Annotated in this window: 18 protein-coding genes and 1 riboswitch; of the genes, 4 read left to right on the top strand and 14 right to left on the bottom strand. The window is 41.6% G+C overall.

Going from position 1 to position 20,974, the window contains the following annotated elements; translation table 11 throughout:
• Position 1 precedes the first annotated feature (1 nt).
• From GC102_RS13010 to GC102_RS13020, 3 genes are all read right to left on the bottom strand, one after another.
• Positions 2-1,033: an ABC transporter ATP-binding protein gene (locus GC102_RS13010; RefSeq protein ID WP_171689922.1), complete on the bottom strand. Its 1,032-nt coding sequence runs from the start codon at positions 1,031-1,033 to the stop codon at positions 2-4.
• 96 nt (positions 1,034-1,129) lie between these two features.
• Complete coding sequence (locus tag GC102_RS13015) at positions 1,130-1,954, bottom strand: ABC transporter permease (protein WP_171689923.1); 825 nt, start codon at positions 1,952-1,954, stop codon at positions 1,130-1,132.
• A gap of 29 nt (positions 1,955-1,983) precedes the next feature.
• Complete coding sequence (locus tag GC102_RS13020) at positions 1,984-3,003, bottom strand: LacI family DNA-binding transcriptional regulator (protein ID WP_281367660.1); 1,020 nt, start codon at positions 3,001-3,003, stop codon at positions 1,984-1,986.
• A 310-nt stretch (positions 3,004-3,313) separates the two neighbouring features.
• Between GC102_RS13020 and GC102_RS13025 the strand changes: the two genes are divergently transcribed.
• Positions 3,314-3,949, top strand: a complete 636-nt coding sequence (locus tag GC102_RS13025; protein WP_171689925.1) for an FMN-dependent NADH-azoreductase — start codon at positions 3,314-3,316, stop codon at positions 3,947-3,949.
• A 77-nt stretch (positions 3,950-4,026) separates the two neighbouring features.
• On the opposite strand, the gene GC102_RS13030 is transcribed toward GC102_RS13025, so the two are convergent.
• From GC102_RS13030 to GC102_RS13045, 4 genes are all read right to left on the bottom strand, one after another.
• On the bottom strand, positions 4,027-4,995 hold the full coding sequence (locus GC102_RS13030; protein WP_171689926.1) for a DMT family transporter: 969 nt from the start codon (positions 4,993-4,995) through the stop codon (positions 4,027-4,029).
• A 160-nt stretch (positions 4,996-5,155) separates the two neighbouring features.
• Positions 5,156-5,302, bottom strand: a riboswitch (FMN riboswitch).
• Positions 5,303-5,408: 106 nt separating this feature from the next.
• Entirely contained in the window at positions 5,409-5,852 is a 444-nt protein-coding gene (locus GC102_RS13035) for a hypothetical protein (RefSeq protein WP_171689927.1), read from the bottom strand.
• A 105-nt stretch (positions 5,853-5,957) separates the two neighbouring features.
• Positions 5,958-6,326, bottom strand: coding sequence for a hypothetical protein (locus GC102_RS13040; protein WP_312883255.1), 369 nt, complete (start codon positions 6,324-6,326; stop codon positions 5,958-5,960).
• Between the two features lie 79 nt (positions 6,327-6,405).
• A complete protein-coding gene (locus GC102_RS13045) occupies positions 6,406-6,981 on the bottom strand; it encodes a CBO0543 family protein (RefSeq protein WP_216628041.1) in 576 nt (191 codons plus the stop codon).
• A gap of 206 nt (positions 6,982-7,187) precedes the next feature.
• Between GC102_RS13045 and GC102_RS13050 the strand changes: the two genes are divergently transcribed.
• The gene (locus GC102_RS13050; protein ID WP_171689929.1) at positions 7,188-8,519 is read left to right on the top strand and encodes an MFS transporter; all 1,332 of its coding nucleotides are present in this window, start codon (positions 7,188-7,190) and stop codon (positions 8,517-8,519) included.
• A 48-nt stretch (positions 8,520-8,567) separates the two neighbouring features.
• Positions 8,568-9,572 (top strand): DUF3231 family protein, encoded by a 1,005-nt coding sequence (locus GC102_RS13055; protein WP_171689930.1) that lies wholly within the window; start codon positions 8,568-8,570, stop codon positions 9,570-9,572.
• A 70-nt stretch (positions 9,573-9,642) separates the two neighbouring features.
• On the opposite strand, the gene GC102_RS13060 is transcribed toward GC102_RS13055, so the two are convergent.
• The 5 genes from GC102_RS13060 to GC102_RS13080 form a co-directional block, all read right to left on the bottom strand.
• A complete protein-coding gene (locus tag GC102_RS13060) occupies positions 9,643-11,286 on the bottom strand; it encodes an alpha-amylase family glycosyl hydrolase (protein ID WP_171689931.1) in 1,644 nt (547 codons plus the stop codon).
• A gap of 87 nt (positions 11,287-11,373) precedes the next feature.
• Entirely contained in the window at positions 11,374-12,282 is a 909-nt protein-coding gene (locus tag GC102_RS13065) for an AraC family transcriptional regulator (RefSeq protein ID WP_171689932.1), read from the bottom strand.
• 152 nt (positions 12,283-12,434) lie between these two features.
• On the bottom strand, positions 12,435-13,871 hold the full coding sequence (locus GC102_RS13070) for a LamG-like jellyroll fold domain-containing protein (protein ID WP_171689933.1): 1,437 nt from the start codon (positions 13,869-13,871) through the stop codon (positions 12,435-12,437).
• A gap of 79 nt (positions 13,872-13,950) precedes the next feature.
• On the bottom strand, positions 13,951-15,177 hold the full coding sequence (locus GC102_RS13075) for an MFS transporter (RefSeq protein WP_216628042.1): 1,227 nt from the start codon (positions 15,175-15,177) through the stop codon (positions 13,951-13,953).
• A complete protein-coding gene (locus GC102_RS13080) occupies positions 15,174-16,352 on the bottom strand; it encodes a serine hydrolase domain-containing protein (protein ID WP_246320895.1) in 1,179 nt (392 codons plus the stop codon). The genes GC102_RS13075 and GC102_RS13080 overlap by 4 nt, the downstream gene beginning before the upstream one ends.
• Before the next feature lie 171 nt (positions 16,353-16,523).
• Between GC102_RS13080 and GC102_RS13085 the strand changes: the two genes are divergently transcribed.
• Positions 16,524-16,985 (top strand): Lrp/AsnC family transcriptional regulator, encoded by a 462-nt coding sequence (locus GC102_RS13085; RefSeq protein ID WP_171689934.1) that lies wholly within the window; start codon positions 16,524-16,526, stop codon positions 16,983-16,985.
• A gap of 77 nt (positions 16,986-17,062) precedes the next feature.
• Here GC102_RS13085 and GC102_RS13090 read toward each other — a convergent pair whose 3' ends face one another.
• Both GC102_RS13090 and GC102_RS13095 read right to left on the bottom strand, forming a co-directional pair.
• Positions 17,063-18,265 carry a metallophosphoesterase family protein gene (locus GC102_RS13090; protein WP_171689935.1) on the bottom strand — a complete coding sequence of 401 codons (1,203 nt, stop codon included), beginning with the start codon at positions 18,263-18,265 and terminating at the stop codon, positions 17,063-17,065.
• Positions 18,246-20,903 carry a PAS domain S-box protein gene (locus tag GC102_RS13095; RefSeq protein WP_171689936.1) on the bottom strand — a complete coding sequence of 886 codons (2,658 nt, stop codon included), beginning with the start codon at positions 20,901-20,903 and terminating at the stop codon, positions 18,246-18,248. Before GC102_RS13095 ends, GC102_RS13090 begins: the two co-directional genes overlap by 20 nt.
• Positions 20,904-20,974 lie beyond the last annotated feature (71 nt).

Below are 20,974 nucleotides of genomic sequence, written 5' to 3' on the forward strand. Positions count from 1 at the left end.
TCTAACTTACTGGATAGGCTAAAACTTTTGCAAAGCTTACTTTTACTTGTTGCCCTGTATGAAGATCCTTGACGAAATCCCGTGGTTGAAACGCCCGAATTGTGCCGTACGCTGGCAAATCGATGGACACTTCGGCATAATGCCCAAGTACCATAACCTGTTTGATCACGCCAGAAAGGCCTAGTCCCTCTTCACCTTCTATCATCACATCTTCAGGTCGAACTGCCACATTTACTTGCCCGGACAGATTTTTTGTATTTGGAAAACTTAGATGCCCTACGGTCAACCCGCCGGCCGTGATCACCCCTTTCAAAAAGTTCATTTTGCCGATAAATTGTGAGACAAACAACGTATTCGGTTCATCGTAAATTTCTTGCGGAGTAGCAATTTGCTCAATATTTCCTTGGTTCATAACGACAATGCGATCTGAAATCGATAACGCCTCTTCTTGATCATGAGTAACAAATACCATCGTAAGACCAGTCTTGGATTGAATTTCTCGCAGCTCTTCTCTCATCTCGTGACGAAGCTTCGCATCAAGTGCGGAAAAAGGTTCATCCAGCAAAAGAACGGCAGGGTTAAGGAGCAAGGATCTCCCAACCGCTATGCGCTGCTGCTGACCCCCGGAAAGTTCACCCGGATATTTGAGCTCAGCTCCAGGTAAGCGAACCAGCTGAAGCACTTCGTTTACAGCTTTTTCGATGTCAGCCTTTTTCATCTTGCGTATTTTGAGACCAAATGCCAGGTTGTCAAACACCGTCATATGCGGCCATAAATTGTATCCTTGAAACACCATGGAAGTCGGCCGTTTCTCCGGAGGTGCTTTTAGCACGCTTTTGCCCTCAATGAGAATGTCGCCTGAATCTGGGTCGAGAAACCCTCCGATGCTGCGAAGCACCGTTGTTTTACCGCAGCCTGATGGGCCCAGCAGTGTGATTAATTCGCCTTTGCGAACATCGAGGTTGATCCCTGTTACGCCTTCTCCTGTTTTATAGCGCTTCGTCAATTGTTGAACGGAAAGCTGAATGTCCATATGTGCCCCCTAAAAGTTTTGTTGAGCGTTGCTTCTAAGTGATACTTCGAAACAAAACTCGCATCGGAAGCATACGCTTTGTTAAATGGTCTATTGTCATTTGAGTTGGAAACCGCTGGACATAATATCTGCACTTACAAAGCGCTGCGCGGCCAACAGTAGGATAATCGTCGGAGCTGTCAAGATAATGGAAAATACAGCACCCGCGTAGGCTGGATAATCACTGATGATAGAGTACATGACGATCGGCATCGTTTTATAATTAGGGATGCCCACCAGAAAAGTACCTTGGGCTTCATCCAGCGAATTAAGGAACGTAAAGATCGAAGCCACGATAATACCCGGCATTGCCATCGGCAGCGTAATACTGCGGAATACGCGGAACGGGCTCGCCCCCACATCCCTGGCCGACTCTTCCTGAGCTGTATGCACATTACGGAAAGCAGCCGTTGGAATCCAGGTCATGAACATGAGCACATTGATCATATGGATCAAAACAACGCCGATCAACGTGTTCATCAATCCCAGTTTGTAAAAGAGTACAGCGATCGAAACATAAAGTCCCATTTTCGGAAAAGCATGTGTCAATAGAAACGAGAACAGGAAGAACCGACTAAGTGGAAAACGTATGCGAGCAAACGCATAGGCCGCTGGGATACAAAGAACAATGGATAGAGCGGTCACGATGGATGCGATCATAAACGACAAGCCGATCGATTTCGCGATATCCTCCTGCTTTAACACAAATGTCCACCATTTCAGTGACCATTCGTGCGGCAAGATGTCTGGGTAGGTCCATTTGCCGGTAAAAGCCAGTATGGCTAGGTTGAGCAGCGGGCCCAAGAAAAAGATAACGAACACAACAAGTATGATAAATTCCACGATTTTTCGTGGGCCTATCGCTTTTAAATACCAACGCATGCGGACTAACCACTCCTTTTCGAGAGAATTTATTGGGTTGATTGCCGGACAATCAATCTGGGTACAAGCTGCTTGGGATTCTCTATGTTCACTTCCTGACGGATAAGCTTGTCTAACAAGCTAAAGGCCTGAGTCCCCATCTCCTCTGTATTGACCCTGATCGTTGTTAATGAGGGTGAGAACATAGCGGCAAAATCGATATCATCAAAGCCTACAACCGCTACCTGTTCAGGAATGCGTACCGATTGCTCCAACATAAACTTCATGGCACCCAGCGCTATCATATCGTTGGTGGCAAATAGCGATGTAAACCCGCCCGCACCAAACTGCTCCCAGTGGCTGCGCATTAACTCATACCCTTCTCCAAAGGTGGAAGTCGAGGCCTGTAAGATCGATGATGATGGGATCGGAACCCCAATTCCTGCCATGTAATTCTTAAAACCTTTCAGCCTCAAATTGTGGCTGCGATGCGTCTGCGGTCCGGCAATCACGAAAATCTGACGATGCCCTAATTCCGTTAGATATTCGGCGACCATCCGTCCGCCTTCCTCGTCTTGATTAACAATATGCATGACGCCGTCGACATCCGTAGAGCCATTGACCATCACGTAGGGAACTCCGAAGTTAGTGATGTAATCAATGACGTTCTGCTGCAAGCGGCTGATCAGGATCAGTCCGTCCACCCTTTTTTCCATCATAAAATCAGCAGAACGCAGCGACATATCATGATCTGTTGTAACGAAAACGGAATAATTTAAACTTGCGGCTGTCATTAAAATAGCATCAAGAATTTTGCCGTAAAACGGATGAGACGCAATAGGATGATGCTGGCGATAAATAAGTACACCAATGTTGTGCGTTCTCTGTGAAACCATAGCCCTTGCTACTGCATTGGGCCTATATTGCAATTCTTCAATCAGCTGGAGCACCCTATCGCGTACCTCCAAGCTGGTATAGCCCTTGCCAGAAATCACCCGCGACACGGTTGATTTGGATACGCCGGCACGCAGGGCAATTTCCTTAATCGTAAGCTCCATGTGCAACCTCATTTCTTCGTGTGAGACCGTTCCCACATATCAAAAATAACGTATTTTTGTTTTTCCTGTGTCAACCACAAGATAATAAATTGTAAATCTTCAAAACAATCAAATACCTTGATTACTTTCTTATGCTTCTTTTCATAAAAAAAGACCGCCCGTATGCGAGCTAACATGCTCCCTGGGCGATCCTCATTTGAAACTAATAACCACTCCATTATTTACCCTTATTATAAGTAACTAATTTATTGTTTGATATTTACTCAAAATAAGTTATAATAACAACTGTAATTATTTTAAGTATAGAAGGGAAGTTTTAATTATGGCAACAGTACTTTATATCACTGCACACCCGCATGACCACCAAACATCATTCAGTCTAGCGGTAGGAAAAGAATTTATCGAGGCATACCGTGAAGCAAATCCATCAGATGAGGTTATTCATGTTGATCTGTTCAAACAAGATATTCCTCAAATTGATGCGGATGTATTCAGCGGTTGGGGAAAACTTCAATCAGGAACAGCTTTTGACCAGCTATCTGATGCAGAAAAAGCAAAAGTTGCACGTTTAGGCGCAATCGTTGACCAATTCGTGGCTGCTGATAAATATGTTTTTGTTTCTCCAATGTGGAACTTCTCATTCCCTCCAGTATTGAAAGCTTATATTGATGCAATTTCCGTTGCAGGTAAAACTTTCAAATATACGGAAAGTGGTCCTGTTGGTTTGTTGACAAACAAAAAAGGCCTACATATTCAAGCGAGTGGCGGCATTTATTCCGAAGGCCCTGCTGCAGCATTTGAAAGTGGCTTCAGCTACCTGAAAAAAATCTCGCAATTCTACGGTATCCCTTCCTTCGAAGCCATTTTTGTTGAAGGCATGGCTGTTGCGCCGGATCAAGCTCAATCCATTAAAGAAAAAGCAATTGCTCAAGCAAAAGAAGTTGCTGCTAGTTTCTAAGAAAATAGTAAGAACCCGCTAAATCTAGCGGGTTCTTTTTACGTTCAATGATTGATATTCTTGTATCAGTCCATATTTTATATAGAAACATTCCCTTTACTGCGGCTCATTAACCAGAGGGTTAACCAAATAAATACAAAGCCTACTAGTTGTCCCACGGTCAGCTTTTGACCAAATACAACCCAGTTTATGCAGACACCTACTGCAGGGAAAGCAAGCTCGGCAAGCGTTGCAAAGAATGCTTTAGTCGATGACAGCCCCTTATAATAGAGGAGCATGCTGATCAACCCTGGGAAAAAAGCCTGGAACAGCAGGTTGACTGCGATAAGTGTTAGATCACCACTAGAACCGCCTACATGCCAAGCATCGCCACTTACCAAAAGTACAACTGTTAACAGCGGGATCGCCATCAGGAAGCGCAGCGATGTGACAACAGGGAAATCCAAGTTTTTTTGAAGCAGGAACTTACCCATGACGGTCGATCCCCCCCATAAGACAGCCGCCAGAATTGAAAATAAGCAGCTTAACGTACCTAAATCCTTCAATCCCATCTCCGGGGAAGCAAAACCAAACGTCAGCAGATACGTGCCTAGGAGCGCCATTACGATATAGGCAAAAAATTTAGAAGGCAGTGTCTCTTTAAGCAGCAAACGAGCCAATACAATGGCGAATAAGGGCTGCAACTTCTGCAAAAGCAAAACGGAATTTGCACTGCCGTGAGCGAAAGCTGATGTGAAGAGTATGGTGGCTATGGCCGATCCACCCCAAGAAATAAATAGAAGAGCGCCAATAACTGCTAGAGTTAATTTGCCAGCTAAGGACTTGCGGTACTTCAGAAGTACCGGAAGCGCATAGCAGGCCAACAGCAAGTGCTCAATGAACACTATTTGTGCAGAGGTAAAACTTTTCAATAATAAGATTCGAAAGAGAGGGTCCAACCCCCAAAGTGTGGCTCCGAGTGCCACATACCAGATCCCATTGATGCCTGTGGAACTTGATGAATACAAACTTGCGCGCTTACTTCCTAGCTTAAATACATTTTCCAATTCAAAAACCTCCCAATAGGAGAGACTTTGAGAGATTAGCTCAAAGATCCCTAGATGATGTTTTGAATTGAACCTTCTGAAAGAGACAATGCCCCTGTTTATAATCAACAGGGGCATTGACAAACAGACCTATTAAAAATTGAATTTTTAACAAGTTGTCCTTCACCTTCTCTCATCCGGACTATACCGTCGGCCTTGGAATTTCACCAAGTCAGTCCCAATCTATACAGACTGGGAGTCGCGGGCTTTGGATACTTACGTATCCATCACCGCCGGTAGGGAATTTCACCCTGCCCCGAAGGTTCAAATCTTATTTAGTTTGTTTATTTGGTCCAAATAAACGTTAACGTTGAAAGTGATGTTAACACCGATAAATAAAAAAAGCAAGGATTTTCATCTCTGCTTCGCATTTTTCACTCTGATATATACCAACTTCTTCTCGTATTTATTTCACGTTGCGCTCTTAAAAGAATACGTAAGGCCTTATCAATTTCTTCCTCTGCTCGTCTCAGTTTATCTGCCGTGACACTTCGCTTGGAGGCTCCCAGCACATCTATCGCTTCGTTAATTTTGTCAATAATTTCTTCTCTTGAAACTCTCGTCATACCATTTTTCCCCTCCCTTGCACTCGTGCTTTTCATCAACTCTTTATTCACTATTTCTTCTTCCACTATCTCTATATCTATTTCTTTTTTTGGAATTTCCTTCTTCACGACCACTTTCTTCACTGTTTCTTTCTTTACTATTCCTTTCTTCGATATTACTTTTTTCGGCATTACTTTTTCACCCCCCATTTCCCCCATACTATATCTTATGCTTATGAGAGAAATGACGATTGGGTATATAACGACACGCATGATATATAATCCTACTAGTCAATAAAACCATAGACGAACACACTAGTAATAGATACAAAAAAAAAGGGATCTCCGACTGTCTTATATATCTGACAGGGATACCCTTTATAATATCGACTGGCGTCGTTTTAAGAAAAGAAATATAGCAACGCCAATTGCAATTCCAACAAATGAAAAGAGCATAGGCAGCCAAACTGGACCCAAGAGAATACTGAAAGGGTGAAACACATCCGAGTAGATGATTCCTACCGTCCCCAGAAAAGCGCCTAATACAAAAGGAATATACGCATACTCTGCCGTATCTCCCCCGTCTTTATAAGCATCCCAGATACCAAACATGTAAAGACAAGGGTAAAACATTAACCAATGATAATCGGTTTGTTGGATGGCCTCTTGAATGTTTCCTTTAAAACTGTCGATTATAATTTGATTGAGATCGGACATGTAATTCACGATAAATTCTAATATGATCAACGTGATTCCTTTGACATATTTCCCGTTTAAAAATTGACCAAACCCAGGGAGTGCGATGGCCCATAATAATTTCTCAATTTTATTGGATTTGTGCATAGTTTTCATTTGGCAGACGGTGATTTGCCGTACTTGCTATGAACTCAGGTGAAGGCATCTTGCTATGGGATCGTTCCTCTACAAAATTTCCTCCTCTTACTTCGGGCGTAATCCTTTTTAATAAACCTACAAAACCTCTTATTGTAAACAAAGTAAAGTTAATTGATGCAAATGTATGAACAACAGACCAGGATTTCCATCTAAACAAATCGGTTTTTCTTTCTAAAAACCATTGAAGCAAAGTCATTGGTCCACTAAAATATAAACTTCTCGTGAGGAGTTCAACTGGCTTGCTTTGATAAGTCGATCTTACCCAGATAACACTTAAAAGCGGATAGAATAACAAATCGTACAAAATATTCGTGTCAAATACTTTGGCGAAAGGACGAACGGGGTACGATATCTTCCCTTTTTTAATAAAGAAGGAATCTATCGAACTTGATAAAACGCATTTCGAAAAGAATACAGTCAGATACATGAGCAGGTTTTTTCGTTTCAAGATGAATGGGGCAGCTGCTAATGATGAGGCAAATAAAATTCGCAATAATATCTTTTCCATTTAGATCTTTCCCCCTCGCTTTTTTTGCTATTGCTTCATACCTTCTAGTGTGGATAAAAGAACATTCTATTATGCATATAAGGAATAGTCAGCTAACCAAAGAAACTAAAAAGAGCTGCCGCGGGCAGCTCTTTTTATGTTTGACTGACATTTGTATAATAAGGGGATAGATAAAACACATCTCTAGTTAGACAGGATGGTATTAGATGAACGATAAAATTGTAATGCCGGTATGGACAATTGGCTTGTTCATTGTGGTCATGAATACGACGATGTTCAATGTTTCTATCCCTAGTATTATTCAAGATCTTGGCATCACCGCAGATCTCGGATCGTGGGTAATTTCAAGCTACTCCATCGGGTATGCCTTATCGACAGTTATTTACAGCAGGCTTTCAGATGTCCTACCGATTCGCAAGCTGCTGACCGTGGGGCTCTTGGTGCTTGGATCTTCATCGGTTTTCGGATTATTTGCCCGGGATTTCAATGCATTGCTTATGGCTCGAATTCTTCAGTCCGCAGGTGCAGGGGCGATGGCCGGCCTTGGTTTGGTTCTGGCTAGTCGATATATTCCGATCGAAAGACGGGGGTCAGCCATCGCCATGATCTCCGCAGGGAGTGCTATGGCTTTCGGGCTCGGTCCGATCGTTGGCGGCTTGATTAGCGAATACCTTGGTTGGAACGGGTTATTTGCAGTTACATGTCTAGTTCTGGTCATACTTCCGATTCTCGTGCGTTTGCTTCCCAAAGAAAATGCGACAGCCTTTCGGTTCGACATTCTGGGTGCTCTCTTAACGATCGTCAATGCTACTACGCTGCTTTTAGCTGTGACACAACTTTCTGTCCCCTGGCTTATCGCGAGTTGTCTTTCATTGCTTGTACACACTTGGCACTTGAAACGAGCGAACAATACGTTCATTAACCCTGAACTATTAGGCAATCCAGCTTATCGTAAACTTGTTACGATTGGGTTTTGTATATTAGTATTGAACCTTGGTAATTTATTTCTAATGCCGTTGGTGTTAGCCAAGGTCTTCGATCAATCGGCTATGATGATTGGCTTAACCATTGCACCAGGGGCCATTTTATCGGCCTTCTTGACACGTTTCGTCGGACGATGGATTGATCGATACGGTAATCTACGCTTTATGTTTATAGGGCATTGTATTTTATCTTTCGTGATGATCGCTTTTTATTTGACTCTCGGCGCTTCACCACTTGTTATACTTCTTGGATATCTTTGTTTTTCTCCTGCTTTTTCAGCAACGATAGCGTCTTTAAACAACGAGACCTCACGTATTCTTCCAAAATCATTAATTGGATCGGGCATGGGGCTCATGCAGCTTATCCAATTTTTTGGAGGTTCAATTTCGGTTGCGATTTGTGGCATACTACTTGAAATTCAAAAGAATACGTCACTTCCTTATTCCTTCAAACATGTTTATGGCCTTTTATTTTTGATAGGTCTGATTTCACTGGGCATGATGCTTTGGTACAAGCTAACTGCACCTGTGGCAGCTTCCTACGGAGATAAATGATAAATCCTTTTTTAATTGGACAATCTAATTTTTAGAGGTGATATAGCTATGAACGAAACTCAATTAAAACTAACTTCGACTGAAATCGGAGCTTTGTGGGGGCAATATGTAAATGAATCTATGGTAAATCAAGTAAATAAATATATGCTTTCTATTATAGAAGATACGTCCATTAGAGAGATTTTTGCTGATGCAATAAAAATATCAGAAAATCAATTGCAGCAGGTTTCGACCTTTATTCTTAATGATGGATTTCCATTGCCCATAGGGTTTACAGAAGCAGATCTCAATCCCAATATTGGAAGGTTATTTTCCGATATTTTTTGTTTGGATTATTTGTATCTGATGACCATACATGGTTTAAATGGTCACATATATTCGCTTACTACATCAGTTAGAAAAGATTTAAGGGATTTTTTTGATTCCTGTTTGACGGATGGAAAAAATATGTACCAACGTACCGTTGATTTATTACTTGAAAAGGGGCACTTTCAAAGAGACCCATATTTTTTCCCCCGTTCAAACCCAGAGTTTATTGATAGCAAAAAATATCTCGATGGTTTTTGGGGAGATAAGCGTCCTCTTTCAGCCATAGAAATAGGTAATATTTCCCTTAACTTAAAGAAAAGTATAATGGCAAAAACACTTGGAATTGCATTTAGTCAAATTGCCGGAACCAAAGAAATAAGAAAATTTCTAACAGATGCCGTTCAAACGTCAAATGACCACATTCAATTGCTAAGTAAAAAACTAAAAGATGATAATTTACCTGTTCCGATGTCATGGGAAACGGAAATAACGGAATCTACAGATTCACCGTTTTCAGATAAACTTATCATGTATCACACTGGTTTTTTGTTTCTGACTTCTCAATCCTATCATGGATTAGGACTAGCGGGTTCCATGAGGTCTGACCTAATTCTTGATTATGAGCGAATCATTCTCAAAGATCTAACTGTATCAAAAAATTGGTTTGATCTCATGATAAAAAATAAATGGTTAGAACAACCTCCAATTGCACCAAACAGAAAAGAAATTGCTAAAGACCAATAATACCACTTATTATTAAAGCCCTCTTTGTAGATGTTCAAAGAGGGCTTTTCAGTGATTATGAAATTTAGTTTTATATTTTATATATCATTGTTTCATAGCTATCGATCCATAAACTGGATGAATCATTATCAGAGCGGCGGTCGTCTCTTCCGGTTCGATAGATCACATTTTTACTGTCCTTGATAACATCGCCTGCTAACGCGTCATTATCTAATTGAACAAACAAAGCATCCTTTGATAAGTTAACTATGATCAAATACTTACAATCCTCGTACTGCCTCAAGTAAGATAACACCTGCTCTTCAGAGTTGCGAATAAACGTTAATTCTCCACTCCAAAATGCCGGATTGTTCGTCCGAAGATGAATCAGAAATTGATAGTGCTCGAACATATCCATATCGAATTGATCCCAGTTCAGCTTATATTCATCGAATAAGGATGTCCATGTTTCCAACGTACTCTCATTAAATTCCTGCCCCATCATGATGCATGGAACACCTTCAAGCGTCAGCAAGATAGAAGCTGCAGCTTTTGCAAGCTTTTCGCCAAAAAAGTCACATGCTCTCGACCGTTCTTTTTCCTCCAGCCAACTCATTCTTAGCGCATTCCTAGGAAAGCTGTACTTATAAGAGTTATAAATCGCTATAAAATCGCTCTGTGTGATTGTACCGTAAACCATATCGCTTATCAGAATGCGGGGACTGCCGTCGTAGGTCAAGTCACAAGATTCAATATGATGATACTCATCGTAGGACTGTGAGATTAGGATAAGATCAGCTTTCACTTCTTGCAGCGCATGCTTAATTTCAGAGAGAAAATCAAACGGAGTTATGTCCGAATCGTCCAATCGAATACCGTCAAAATCAAACTGAACGATCCAATATTTCATAGCCTCAATGACATATTTCCTCATCTCGCGGTTACTAAATTCTAGCCCGGCGAAATACGCCCGATTGGGAACATCATAATAGATCTCATCTTGTTCATTTCGAGTAAAATATTCCGGATGGCTTCTTGTCATAATGTGATCCACACTTGTGCGGTTCAACACCCAATCCATAATGACTTTGATTCCGTTGTCATGAGCTTTTCGAATAAATGAGAGTAGATCCTCTTTGGTTCCGAAGCTGGGATCAATGGAATAAAAATCTTTTACCGCATAGGGGTCGCCATACTTACCTATCCGTCCCTCATGTCCAACTTCGTTGAAAGGCATCAGCCAAAGTGTATTTATTCCCATTTTTTTAAAATAGTCGATTTTGTCTGTTAGTCCATTAAAACCATTTTCGGTAAACGCCCTGAGATGAAGTGCATAAATCACTGATTTTTTAATCCATTCAGGACTTTGAATAGCCGTAAAGTTTTCATACATATATCCAGGTTGTTCTTTTGAAATCTCAAGGGTTCTAATCAATACTTCTCCCTGCTCAGTAACCGTAATAGCGGAGTTATTTTGCCCATCTTCCGACACACTCGGATTCAATGGGTCCAAAATCCATGCTTCCCCATTCACTACAAACTTATAAAGATGTCTACCCTTAGGTATCGCTAACTCAATCTCCCAACCTTTCGCATCTTCCCTTTTGTTCATATAGTTTCTATCGCCGTTCCAGTTATTAAAGGTCCCTGCTAAGGCGACACTATCAACTTCAATATCTGTGTAATAAACAAACCGTACGCCATTTGTACCTTTTGTTGGATAGTCAGGTGACATTGTATGAGCTCCTTCGTATTCATCTCTTCTCCTATAGTAGCAGTAAAGAAATAGGCTGCCCATATCCGATTCCACTCCATTATGATGCTATTCTGTTGTGATCATTGGGCCCAAGCCAGTAGTTTCATGAGTTCGGGCTATCATAGTGTCTTTAAAGTTTTTAGGAGAACATTGATGGTGTCTTTTAAAAAGTTTGTAGAAGTGGGAAATGTTCGGTAAGCCAACCTGTTCAGCAATCTGAGCAATGCTAAGATCTTCGGTCAAAAGGAGACGTTCGGCATATTTGATTCTGCGGTGAATCACATAGTCTGTGAAGGAAATGCCCATGATCTGTTTGAAATATTTGAGGAAATAGGTATAGCTGAAGTTAACAAGGTGACATGCTTGCTGGGCAGATATTTTATCCGATAAATGGGCTTCCACATAATCGAACACCGACTTTAAGTTGGAGTCGTTTATCGATCGGCTTCGGCTTGGTCCTAACAATCCCATGTTGTCATGACGTAATAATAAAAAAATACATTTCTTTACCAAATAGTTTATTGCGAGCTCATAGCCCCTCTGCTTCTGCTGATGTTCTTGCTGCAATTCAATGACCGTGCTGTAGAATTGTTGACGCAGTTCCGAATCTTTAAACAAAGTGTTTAGTTCGACTAGAGGTAGCATTGACTCCTGAAACAGATACAAGTATGGAAGCATGTTGGAATCAAAGAAGGCTTCCAGCTCAAATTGAAGCGCTACATAATCAACGACCTCGTTTTGCTTTCTCAGATCGAGATGGGGTTGGCAAGAACCCAATATCAGCACATCTCCCGCTTGCAAGTGGTATACCTCCGCAGGTGTGTGAATTTCCATTCTTCCGGACCGAACCGCTATAATCTCTATTTGAGGATGGAAATGCCATCCATCTTGACATATTTTCATGCTGTTAAAGCTAAGCACTTGAATACGAAGAAGAGGATCATCATAATGAATCGGCTCTTTAAATATGTTCATATCGTTCCTCCAGAACAGATAGGGCTATGTGTTTAACGGAATTCCATGAAGACAAACTTTACCTATTAAACTGTCCTTTACTTCAAAGAATAAAGCAGGTCGCCCTAAGCGCCTGCTTTTATGGTACGTCTTTATTCTCCACAAGTCACTACTTAATCGTTGCGACTGCCATGAATCGTTCCGTTTCGGCCGTTGCCGGATTCATCATGGGCCCCTACTTTGAAAGTCCAATAGCCTGCAAGGCCCGTATGGTTTTCGGATTCAGCATGGTTGTTCATATCCTCTTGGATTTCAGATTCTGTTCTTACCATCGTCCAGAATCTGACCTCTCCGATCTGGCCATTGAAATATCGAGGATCCTCCAAAAAATCGGCGCCAATCGTAATCCGGGACGAATTTGTCTTGTAAGTGACGCCCGAACTCATGGAATCGAGTACTCCATTAATGTATAGTTTCATAGTTTGAGTCGTACCGTCGTATAAAGCTGCTAAATGATACCATTTATTTAATTCAAGGTTGGTAACTGAATTAACCTCCATTCCATCCCCTATCTGGAAGTTTATTTTATTGTAGTCAGGATAAGTCGGCGGACCGTCACTCAAACGAAGTGTGAAGGAATCTTGACCGTGCGCCTGATATTTGGACACAATTCCTGTCTTCCATTTGAAATCCTTCGGTTTAACCCATGCTTCGATCGTGAATGACGATGAACTATAGACCATGTCATTCGCGATTTCTACATAATCGCCGGTACCGTTGAAATCCAAAGCTTGATTCGGTTCGGCAACCAATAGAACAGGTGGGGTCATAACAGAGACTCTATTCGATTCTCCTGCCTTAGGCCCTCCTGTTAACATCAATATAAATTCATAGGATGTGTTTGGTGTAAGTCCGGTTACGGTATAGGTTGCTTCGCTGACGCTGAGAGTCCCTGCATCCATAAATGTTGATTCCGCAGCAGTCTTCTTTAACAACTTCACACTTGTCGCCCCAAATGGCTTGCTAAAAGTAAAGGTCGCGTATGTGGCTGACGTAGCAGTTGGTACAACGGTGAAATCATCGATTGGATATGATATCGTATTTGGTTCAATTCGAGAAAGTAAATATTCAATCTCCCCTTTGAGGCCAAACACACCATCTCCATTCATATCCCACTCGTGGTCAGCCACGTCTGAAGCAATCGGTACGATGTCTTCAATATTGAATGCTTCGTTATCATCGACAACGATAGGAGGCAAAGAAAAAGTATTCGTTTCACTGTTCGATACGACTTTTGCTGTAAGCATGTGCACTCCTTTACGAAGTGGAGGCAATTCAAGAATTACATTTGAATTTCCATTCCCGTCTTTATAAGCAAGCTTCGTCGTGCCTTCAAAAATCTCGATCGTTGAGCCTATTGGAGCTCGCATAATTACTTCAGGTGTAGTGTCCACTATAACCGTTCGTATAGGTGAGATTAGTGTAGACTGTGTAGGTACGCTGGCAATAGCATGATTCTCATTGCCCAATAACGCGTAGCCACTGGAAACTAACACCACTGTTGCGAGCATTAATCTAGCAAGTGCCCATTTCATAAATGTTCGTTTCATCTTGATCCAGTTCCTCCCCGATCCAATATAGCTTTTATTTATCTGGAAATAAATCTCACTAAATTATAGCATATTTCTCTTATTCGACGCCTGTATTCTCATATTCCTTGCTGTTCAGGTAGGCACCGTTTGAAACCCGTTTTACCTCCAACCCTTTTCGGTTAAAGTAAACTATCTTTATTGCAATACAAACAAGTGCCAACATAATAAACAATAAGCCACTCCATATTGTCCCTTTCATTCCTGTAGTGGTAATAAACCACCCACCTGCTAAGGAACCGATGGATACACCCAGATTGATGAAGGAAATATACAACCCCGTGGCAAATTCAGGAGCTTCCGGAGCTTCAGAAGTTAACCATATCTGGGTTACGATGAGCCCACTGGTATGAGCGGCTCCCCACAAAACCACAATAACAATGATAGGAACAATGGATTTTTCCCCCATGTAAAGCAGCAAGAAAGAGATGGCTAATACGATCGGATGGAAAACAGTCGTTCTGACCCTATTTTTCCCAATCAGTCTCCCTGCCAATAAGTTACCTGCCACTCCCCCTACACCGAAAATGACAAGCATAATACTAACGATTTTCCCGCTCAACCCCATCACTTGTTCCAAGTATTCGGCAGCATAGCTATAGACCGAAAACATAGCGGCGAAAATGAAAGTTGCAGCTCCAATATTGATCCAAAGGGGGACTTTACGCAATATACCGAGCTGTTCCCCGTAAGAGACTTTCTCAGCTTTGGACGAGTTCGGAAGCATGATGGCGATCCCCACACTAGCAGCGATGTTTACAACGGCACAAAATATAAAAGCGGCCTCGAATGAGAATTGATCTACGAGATAGGTTGTTATCGGAATTCCAAGTACCATCCCCATACTAGTACCAACAAATGCTTTCGCAGAAGCTTGAGTGGATTTTTCCTTTGGATAGAGCGAAACTGCAGCTGCAAAGGCCAAGGAAAAATATACGGGATGGAACAATGCCGGGATAATCCGAAGCGCCAGCAAAACATAAAAATTAGGAGCATAAGCTGATAATAAACTACTTACAGCAAAAATGAGTAAAGACACCACCATTACGATTTTACGGTTATATTTAGAAAGAATAAGCACCATAAAGGGACCACACAGTGCTATAACAAGCGCAAACACACCGACGAGCATTCCGGCCTGAGACGTACTGACATTGTAACGCTCCGTAATAGCTGGTAATATTCCGACAACACCAAACTCAATGGTATACACGCCGAATAAGCCCAGAGCGATAAAGAATATGGGGTTTATCTTCAGTTCATTCATTCGTTCCTGATCCCATCATAAACGGCTTCACAAAGATCAACGGTAAACTGGCCTGACATGCCTTCCAAAGCTGTATTGGTAAACGCTACGACACTTAGTCGTTTCTCAGGATCAACGAACCAGGAATGACCATAGGTACCACCCATGCGCCAGGTGCCCGGTGATTCCGGAGTGTCTGCGGCGATAGGATCATTGAGCAGTATAAATCCTAGGCCAAAGCCTCGCCCTGGCCAATAGGCCATTGGCAGATCACCTATTTGGTTAGTAGCCATCTCTCGAACCAGACTCTCCGGCATCAGGGGTGCTCCGCCCTTTCGTAATGCTTCCAGCAGCAGCAATAAGTCGCCGGCGCTCCCGACCATGCCGGCTCCACCGGAGTGATAGGCCGTATCGTCAAGTGCCCGGCCAGGGGCAAGCCGGAAGCCAGCCGTGCCTTCTATAAAATCAATGCTATCGGGATCACGCAAAGGCCGTGGCTCTGGAACAGCATTGGCATAGGCCGTCGTTAGTCGCTCTGGATCGACTGCTGTAAAAGCAGTGTCGTCCATGCCAAGCGGCGCTGTCACTAGCGTACGAATGGCTTCGTCAAGCGGTAAATCTATAACCTTCGCAATCACGGCGCCGAGAACATCAGTAGCAATTGAATATTTCCACTGAGTGCCAGGCGTGTAGAGGAGCGGAACAGAGGCAATACGACGCAGGTTCTCTTCCAAAGTAATACCAGCCTGATCCATACCATCCGATACACCGGCGCGATGATAGGGACCATTCTCTTCCTGAAAAAAGCGATAAGTCAGTCCTGCCGTGTGCGTCATCAAATGCCAAATCGTCAAATTCGCGAATTCTCCGCTCTCCAAACGTGGGCAAAACTCTGGAAGCCAACGATCAACACGGTCGTCCAGTCGTAAGCGGCCCTGCGAAACTAGTACCATCGCAGCTGTTGAAACGATAGGTTTGGACACAGAAGCAAGCCTAAATAAGGCATTTTCTTGCATCGGCTGGTTCTTCTCACGGTCTGCAAAACCGGCAGCGCGGTTATAAACCAGTACCCCGTCTATCGCTATTTTAATGACAGCGCCGACCAACCGTTTATCGGCAAGGGTACGATCGATTACTTCATCCATGCGTGCTTGAAATCGGTCTGGATTCATTTTGTTTGCATTCAACTTATTCATTGTTATTCATCCTCTCTGAATAGGAAAGATTTGATCACTTCACTATTGTTAGTTTATTATAATAATTAAGTCACTTGCTTTACATAAGGCATTCAAGCTATGTCTACCCTTAAACATATAAAAACGAGTTAGTTTTTAAACAAAACCTTAAATTTAAAGGAGCCGATTTCAATGGACCATGTTGATAAACAAATCCTTTACCATCTTCAAAACCAAGCGAGAATATCAATGACGGAACTAGGCAAGTGTGTTGGGTTATCGCAACCCGCAGTAACGGAGAGAGTAAGACGTATGGAGGAAAAAGGGATCATCCAGGAGTATCGCACCATGATTTCCCCGGAGAAAATCGGGAAACAAGCAGCCGCCTACATCCTATTTCGTACTAGGGATTGTCATGCATTCCTTGATTTTTGCCGCTCATCACCCGAAGTAGTCGAATGCAACCGCATAAGCGGAGAACACAACTACTTATTGAAAGTAATGACCGACTCCACAAGGTCTCTCGAAGAGTTCGGCAACCAATGTGATAAATATGGGACGTATACGATTTTAATCGTGATGTCATCTCCAATTGATCCTAAACTTCTTATCCCATCGCTTGAAGAAGCAAACTTATTTGCGGATCTAGAATAAAGTAGATAACAAAAAGGAATCCGGCATAAAACCGGATTCCTAGTACTTTAATTGTTCATCTTGTACTCAATCATCATCTAATCCTCTAAAATAACATCAAAAGATATTCGAACCAGCTCTGTATTCAACGTTTCCCCCAAATAGATGATATCGTAAGATCCTACTGGAAGATTCAAATCAGTGAAAATGATCTTCCCATCCGGCTGACTAGCCGAATTGGTTTTAATATGCGCAATGGTAGTAATAGGTTGAATCTCACTCGGTAAAGCACCTCTTGGGAAAATACCAAACGCATCTTCTCCTACTGACCCCTTGTAAGTAACTTCAATTAAATCGCGAGTCCGATAAACGGCCTTGTCTATCTGCATTGTCGGGCTACCGAGCGTCAGATCGGGATCGTCTTCAGGGTCCACTATCGGAATTAACGAAGGAAGTGGTACTGAGAAAGTGGCATCCTCAATCCACGTTTTTGCGAGAAAGTCCCTTCCTTTTACGACTACTTTATGATCATATACTTCTACGAAATATCCCTGGGAACCAGCTTTCTCCACATCCTCATCCGTCCATAAATAGGCAGTGGAGGCTGCATTAAACATAGTTGCATACTTTGCGTTGTACATGGTATCTGCCGAGCCCAATTCCCAATGGGTATGACCTGTAAATACAAACGTTTGTGGATGCTTAGCAAGAATTGTCTTAAGCTCCTTGTCCTGTCGAATACCATGCCAACCAAACTTGTTTTGTGACCCTGAAACGGTATTTTTCAAAGGCTGATGGACGAAAATAAAGGACGGTTTGTGAACCTCTTCGTGCTCCGATAACTTAAGATCTAACCACTCAAGCTGCGTCTCAGATAAATACGAAAAGTCTTTTAACCCTATCTCTGTCCCTAGGAAAATAAAATGATAGTCGTTCATCCAAACATCGTAATACTTTTTATCCATACCCGTACTTGCTGTAAAATAAGACATTTGGGTATCAAGGTCCGCCCAACGAACATCATGGTTGCCATAAGTAAAATAGATGGGTGGCAGACCCTCGCTATGATCCTTCAAAATTTGAGTCATCGTTTCAAATTCTGTTTGCTTGCCATTGTTAGTCAGATCACCAATATGCATAATTCCTTGACTATCGGGCGAAGTTGCCCTGATATCCTGTAAAGCCTGAATGAAATTTTGCGAATGTACGCCTTCTATTTCATCTTCCACATGTGTATCTGTAATGACAGCGAATTTGATATTCGGCTTTTCGTCTTGTCCCTCATTTATATACTCCGCCATTTATTTCCCGCCTTTGAGTTTTTTGGAACTTTTCAATCCTATCGAAAATGACCTCGCTTTTGATGGGTTTGCTGATGTAATCATCCATTCTAGCTTCAAGACATTTTTCACGATCGCCTTTTAAAGCGTTTGCTGTCACAGCAATTATGTAAGGGACTTTATCTGGTGGTATTGTTTCTTTGATCTGTTTGGTCGTTTCGAAACCATTCAGGACAGGCATCTGGATGTCCATAAAGATGATATCGTAAGTTTCGTAAGCGAGCGCTTGAATGACCTGATTGCCATTTTCTACAATACTAGTGAAATGCCCCATCTTTTCAATCATTTTTTTTAATACGAGCTGATTAATTGGATTATCTTCAGCTATTAGAACTTTCAAAGGTTTTTGAATAAATAAGATCTCCTGTAATGAAGAGTCTTCTTGATACGATACCTCTTCTTTAAACCAAACTGTAAAAACAAAAGTCGCCCCAGGTTCGCCCGTTTGTTCGATCCAAATATCTCCACCCATCAGCCCAACAATTTTTTTGCTAATGGCTAAGCCTAGTCCAGTTCCTTCCGATTGTCGCGTCATGAAACTATCCAATTGATAGAATGGATCAAACAAATGATTGAGTTTTTCCTTAGGGATACCAATCCCGGTGTCTTTAATTGAAAATTTAAGCCGGAGCTTTTGATTTTCACGCCCATTATTTTCAACCTTGATGGAAACCCCGCCGCTATACGTGAACTTGATCGCATTACTAATGAGATTCATTAATACTTGTTTAACGCGATCGTAATCACCAATTAATTTATATGGCAATTCTGTAATCATAGAAACTTGAATATCGAGCTTTTTTTCATGTGCTTTTGGCATCAGTACAGCGAGCGTATCGTCGATACAGTCTCTAATATCAAATGGCTGATCTTGTAATTCAGTCTTGCCTGCTTCAATTTTGGAAAAGTCCAAAATATCATTAATAATCTTAATCAGTGTGTTCCCGCTTTTATGAATGATTTCTACATATTCTTTTTGCTCGTCATCCAAATCCGTCGTAGTTAATAGCAAGTCGGTCATGCCGATCACCCCATTCATAGGGGTCCTGATTTCATGGCTCATCATGGCTAAAAACTCACTCTTTGCTTTATTTGTATTTTCAGCAGTTTCCTTAGCAATAAGCAGTTGTTTCTGTTCGGTCATATCTTTCGCAATAACATAGTACCCGACGTTTTCCTTATTTATGATGATGGGCGCTATCGTTGTTAACACTTCAACATGATGTCCATCTTTATGTCTGATTTTATTAATCTTTCTTTCCGTTGTAACGTCTTCAATGGAATAGGAAAGTAGCCTACGGAGATTTCGTTCACCAATAAATTTGGAAATTAGCTCTCCTCTCATCTCAATAACCTTATATCCAGTCAGTCGTTCTGCCATTTCGTTGGTGTTAATGATCCTGCCTTTCACATCCAGGGAAATAATAGCATCGTGGTTGTATTTTTTCAGAGACGTATAGCGCTCAACAGATTCTTGCAGCTTCAACTCTACTTTTTTACGCTCCGTGATGTCCTGTGTAGTTCCATTCATTTTGACAGGATTTCCATTTTCGTCGAATGTTACTGAAACGCGAATTTGCATATACTTAATAGTTCCATCGAGCTGCAGATTGCGAAATTCCGAGCTAATCGTTGTACCTTGCATGGCTTGATCAATGAATTCATGAAATCGTTGTTGATCCTCTGGATGAATCATAAATGAAAGATCCGTCGGATTGGATGGTAAATTATTTTTGAACAAGTTAAAAATTTGGTAAAATTCTTCAGAGAATGTGATCTTATCGTCTATAATATCCAATTCCCAACTGCCGAGCATGGCAATATGTTGAGCCTCCGCAAGATTATCCTGGTATTTCTTTCGCTCTGTAATATCCCGCCCGATCCCTAATACCTTCAGTAGACGGCCTTGATCATCTCTAATGAGTTTAATCGCAGTCTCAAACCAAATATACGTACCATTCTTATGGCGTGAACGATAGGTAACTACCTCATTATCCGAAAAAGGTTCAGATCTTATTTTTTCTAAGTCTTCAGGATGATTTAATTGAGAACTATCTTTTCCGATCAATTCTTCTGGATCATAACCCAATAAATCACGCACGGAGGGTGATAAATACTCGATGTTACCATCAGAATTCACCAAAGTAATAATATCTTGAGCATTTTCTGAGATAAGTTCATACAATTCTTCAATCTTTAAAAGTTTTTGTTCAGTGGCTATTTTATCTGAAATATCGATGATATGAACAATAAAGTATAAGGGTGTTCCTTGTTTGTCGTCACGTACCAAAGAGAGCCTTACAGACGCCCAAATAAGGTTACCGTTTTTCTGAATACAACGCTTTTCTAACTCATAGAATAGTGAATTTCCATTCAATACCTCTTGGATTAGTGCATTAACTTTATTCAAATCATCAGGATGGGTTATTTCCTTAAGTGTAAGTCCAATTGCTTCTTGCTCTTTATAACCGAGGGTTGGATAGAAGGATGGATTGACCCTCCTGATCGTTCCATCCATGGACACCAACGCTATAGCATTTGGTGCAAAGGTATATACTTGTTGATAAACAGAGTCGCGATCGAAATCTACCTTAGGCATTTGAAAACCTCCAGTCGTCAATGTACCCCCTATTTCTACTAAATAATGCTATCTAAATATAACATTACTAC

Origin of the sequence: Paenibacillus germinis (genome assembly GCF_013141785.1) — a bacterium.
Taxonomy (GTDB): Bacteria; Bacillota; Bacilli; order Paenibacillales; family NBRC-103111; genus Paenibacillus_E; species Paenibacillus_E phytorum.

Bases quoted from the DNA above. Each gene is read 5' to 3' on its own strand.
- GC102_RS13025 (WP_171689925.1), top strand. From the start codon at position 3,314: ATGGCAACAGTACTTTATATCACTGCACACCCGCATGACCACCAAACA.
- GC102_RS13070 (WP_171689933.1), bottom strand. From the start codon at position 13,871: ATGAAACGAACATTTATGAAATGGGCACTTGCTAGATTAATGCTCGCA.
- GC102_RS13045 (WP_216628041.1), bottom strand. From the start codon at position 6,981: ATGGAAAAGATATTATTGCGAATTTTATTTGCCTCATCATTAGCAGCT.
- GC102_RS13010 (WP_171689922.1), bottom strand. From the start codon at position 1,033: ATGGACATTCAGCTTTCCGTTCAACAATTGACGAAGCGCTATAAAACA.
- GC102_RS13050 (WP_171689929.1), top strand. From the start codon at position 7,188: ATGAACGATAAAATTGTAATGCCGGTATGGACAATTGGCTTGTTCATT.
- GC102_RS13085 (WP_171689934.1), top strand. From the start codon at position 16,524: ATGGACCATGTTGATAAACAAATCCTTTACCATCTTCAAAACCAAGCG.
- GC102_RS13065 (WP_171689932.1), bottom strand. From the start codon at position 12,282: ATGAACATATTTAAAGAGCCGATTCATTATGATGATCCTCTTCTTCGT.
- GC102_RS13095 (WP_171689936.1), bottom strand. From the start codon at position 20,903: ATGCCTAAGGTAGATTTCGATCGCGACTCTGTTTATCAACAAGTATAT.
- GC102_RS13055 (WP_171689930.1), top strand. From the start codon at position 8,568: ATGAACGAAACTCAATTAAAACTAACTTCGACTGAAATCGGAGCTTTG.
- GC102_RS13015 (WP_171689923.1), bottom strand. From the start codon at position 1,954: ATGCGTTGGTATTTAAAAGCGATAGGCCCACGAAAAATCGTGGAATTT.
- GC102_RS13020 (WP_281367660.1), bottom strand. From the start codon at position 3,003: ATGAGGTTGCACATGGAGCTTACGATTAAGGAAATTGCCCTGCGTGCC.
- GC102_RS13060 (WP_171689931.1), bottom strand. From the start codon at position 11,286: ATGTCACCTGACTATCCAACAAAAGGTACAAATGGCGTACGGTTTGTT.
- GC102_RS13080 (WP_246320895.1), bottom strand. From the start codon at position 16,352: ATGAATAAGTTGAATGCAAACAAAATGAATCCAGACCGATTTCAAGCA.
- GC102_RS13035 (WP_171689927.1), bottom strand. From the start codon at position 5,852: ATGCGTGTCGTTATATACCCAATCGTCATTTCTCTCATAAGCATAAGA.
- GC102_RS13090 (WP_171689935.1), bottom strand. From the start codon at position 18,265: ATGGCGGAGTATATAAATGAGGGACAAGACGAAAAGCCGAATATCAAA.
- GC102_RS13075 (WP_216628042.1), bottom strand. From the start codon at position 15,177: ATGAATGAACTGAAGATAAACCCCATATTCTTTATCGCTCTGGGCTTA.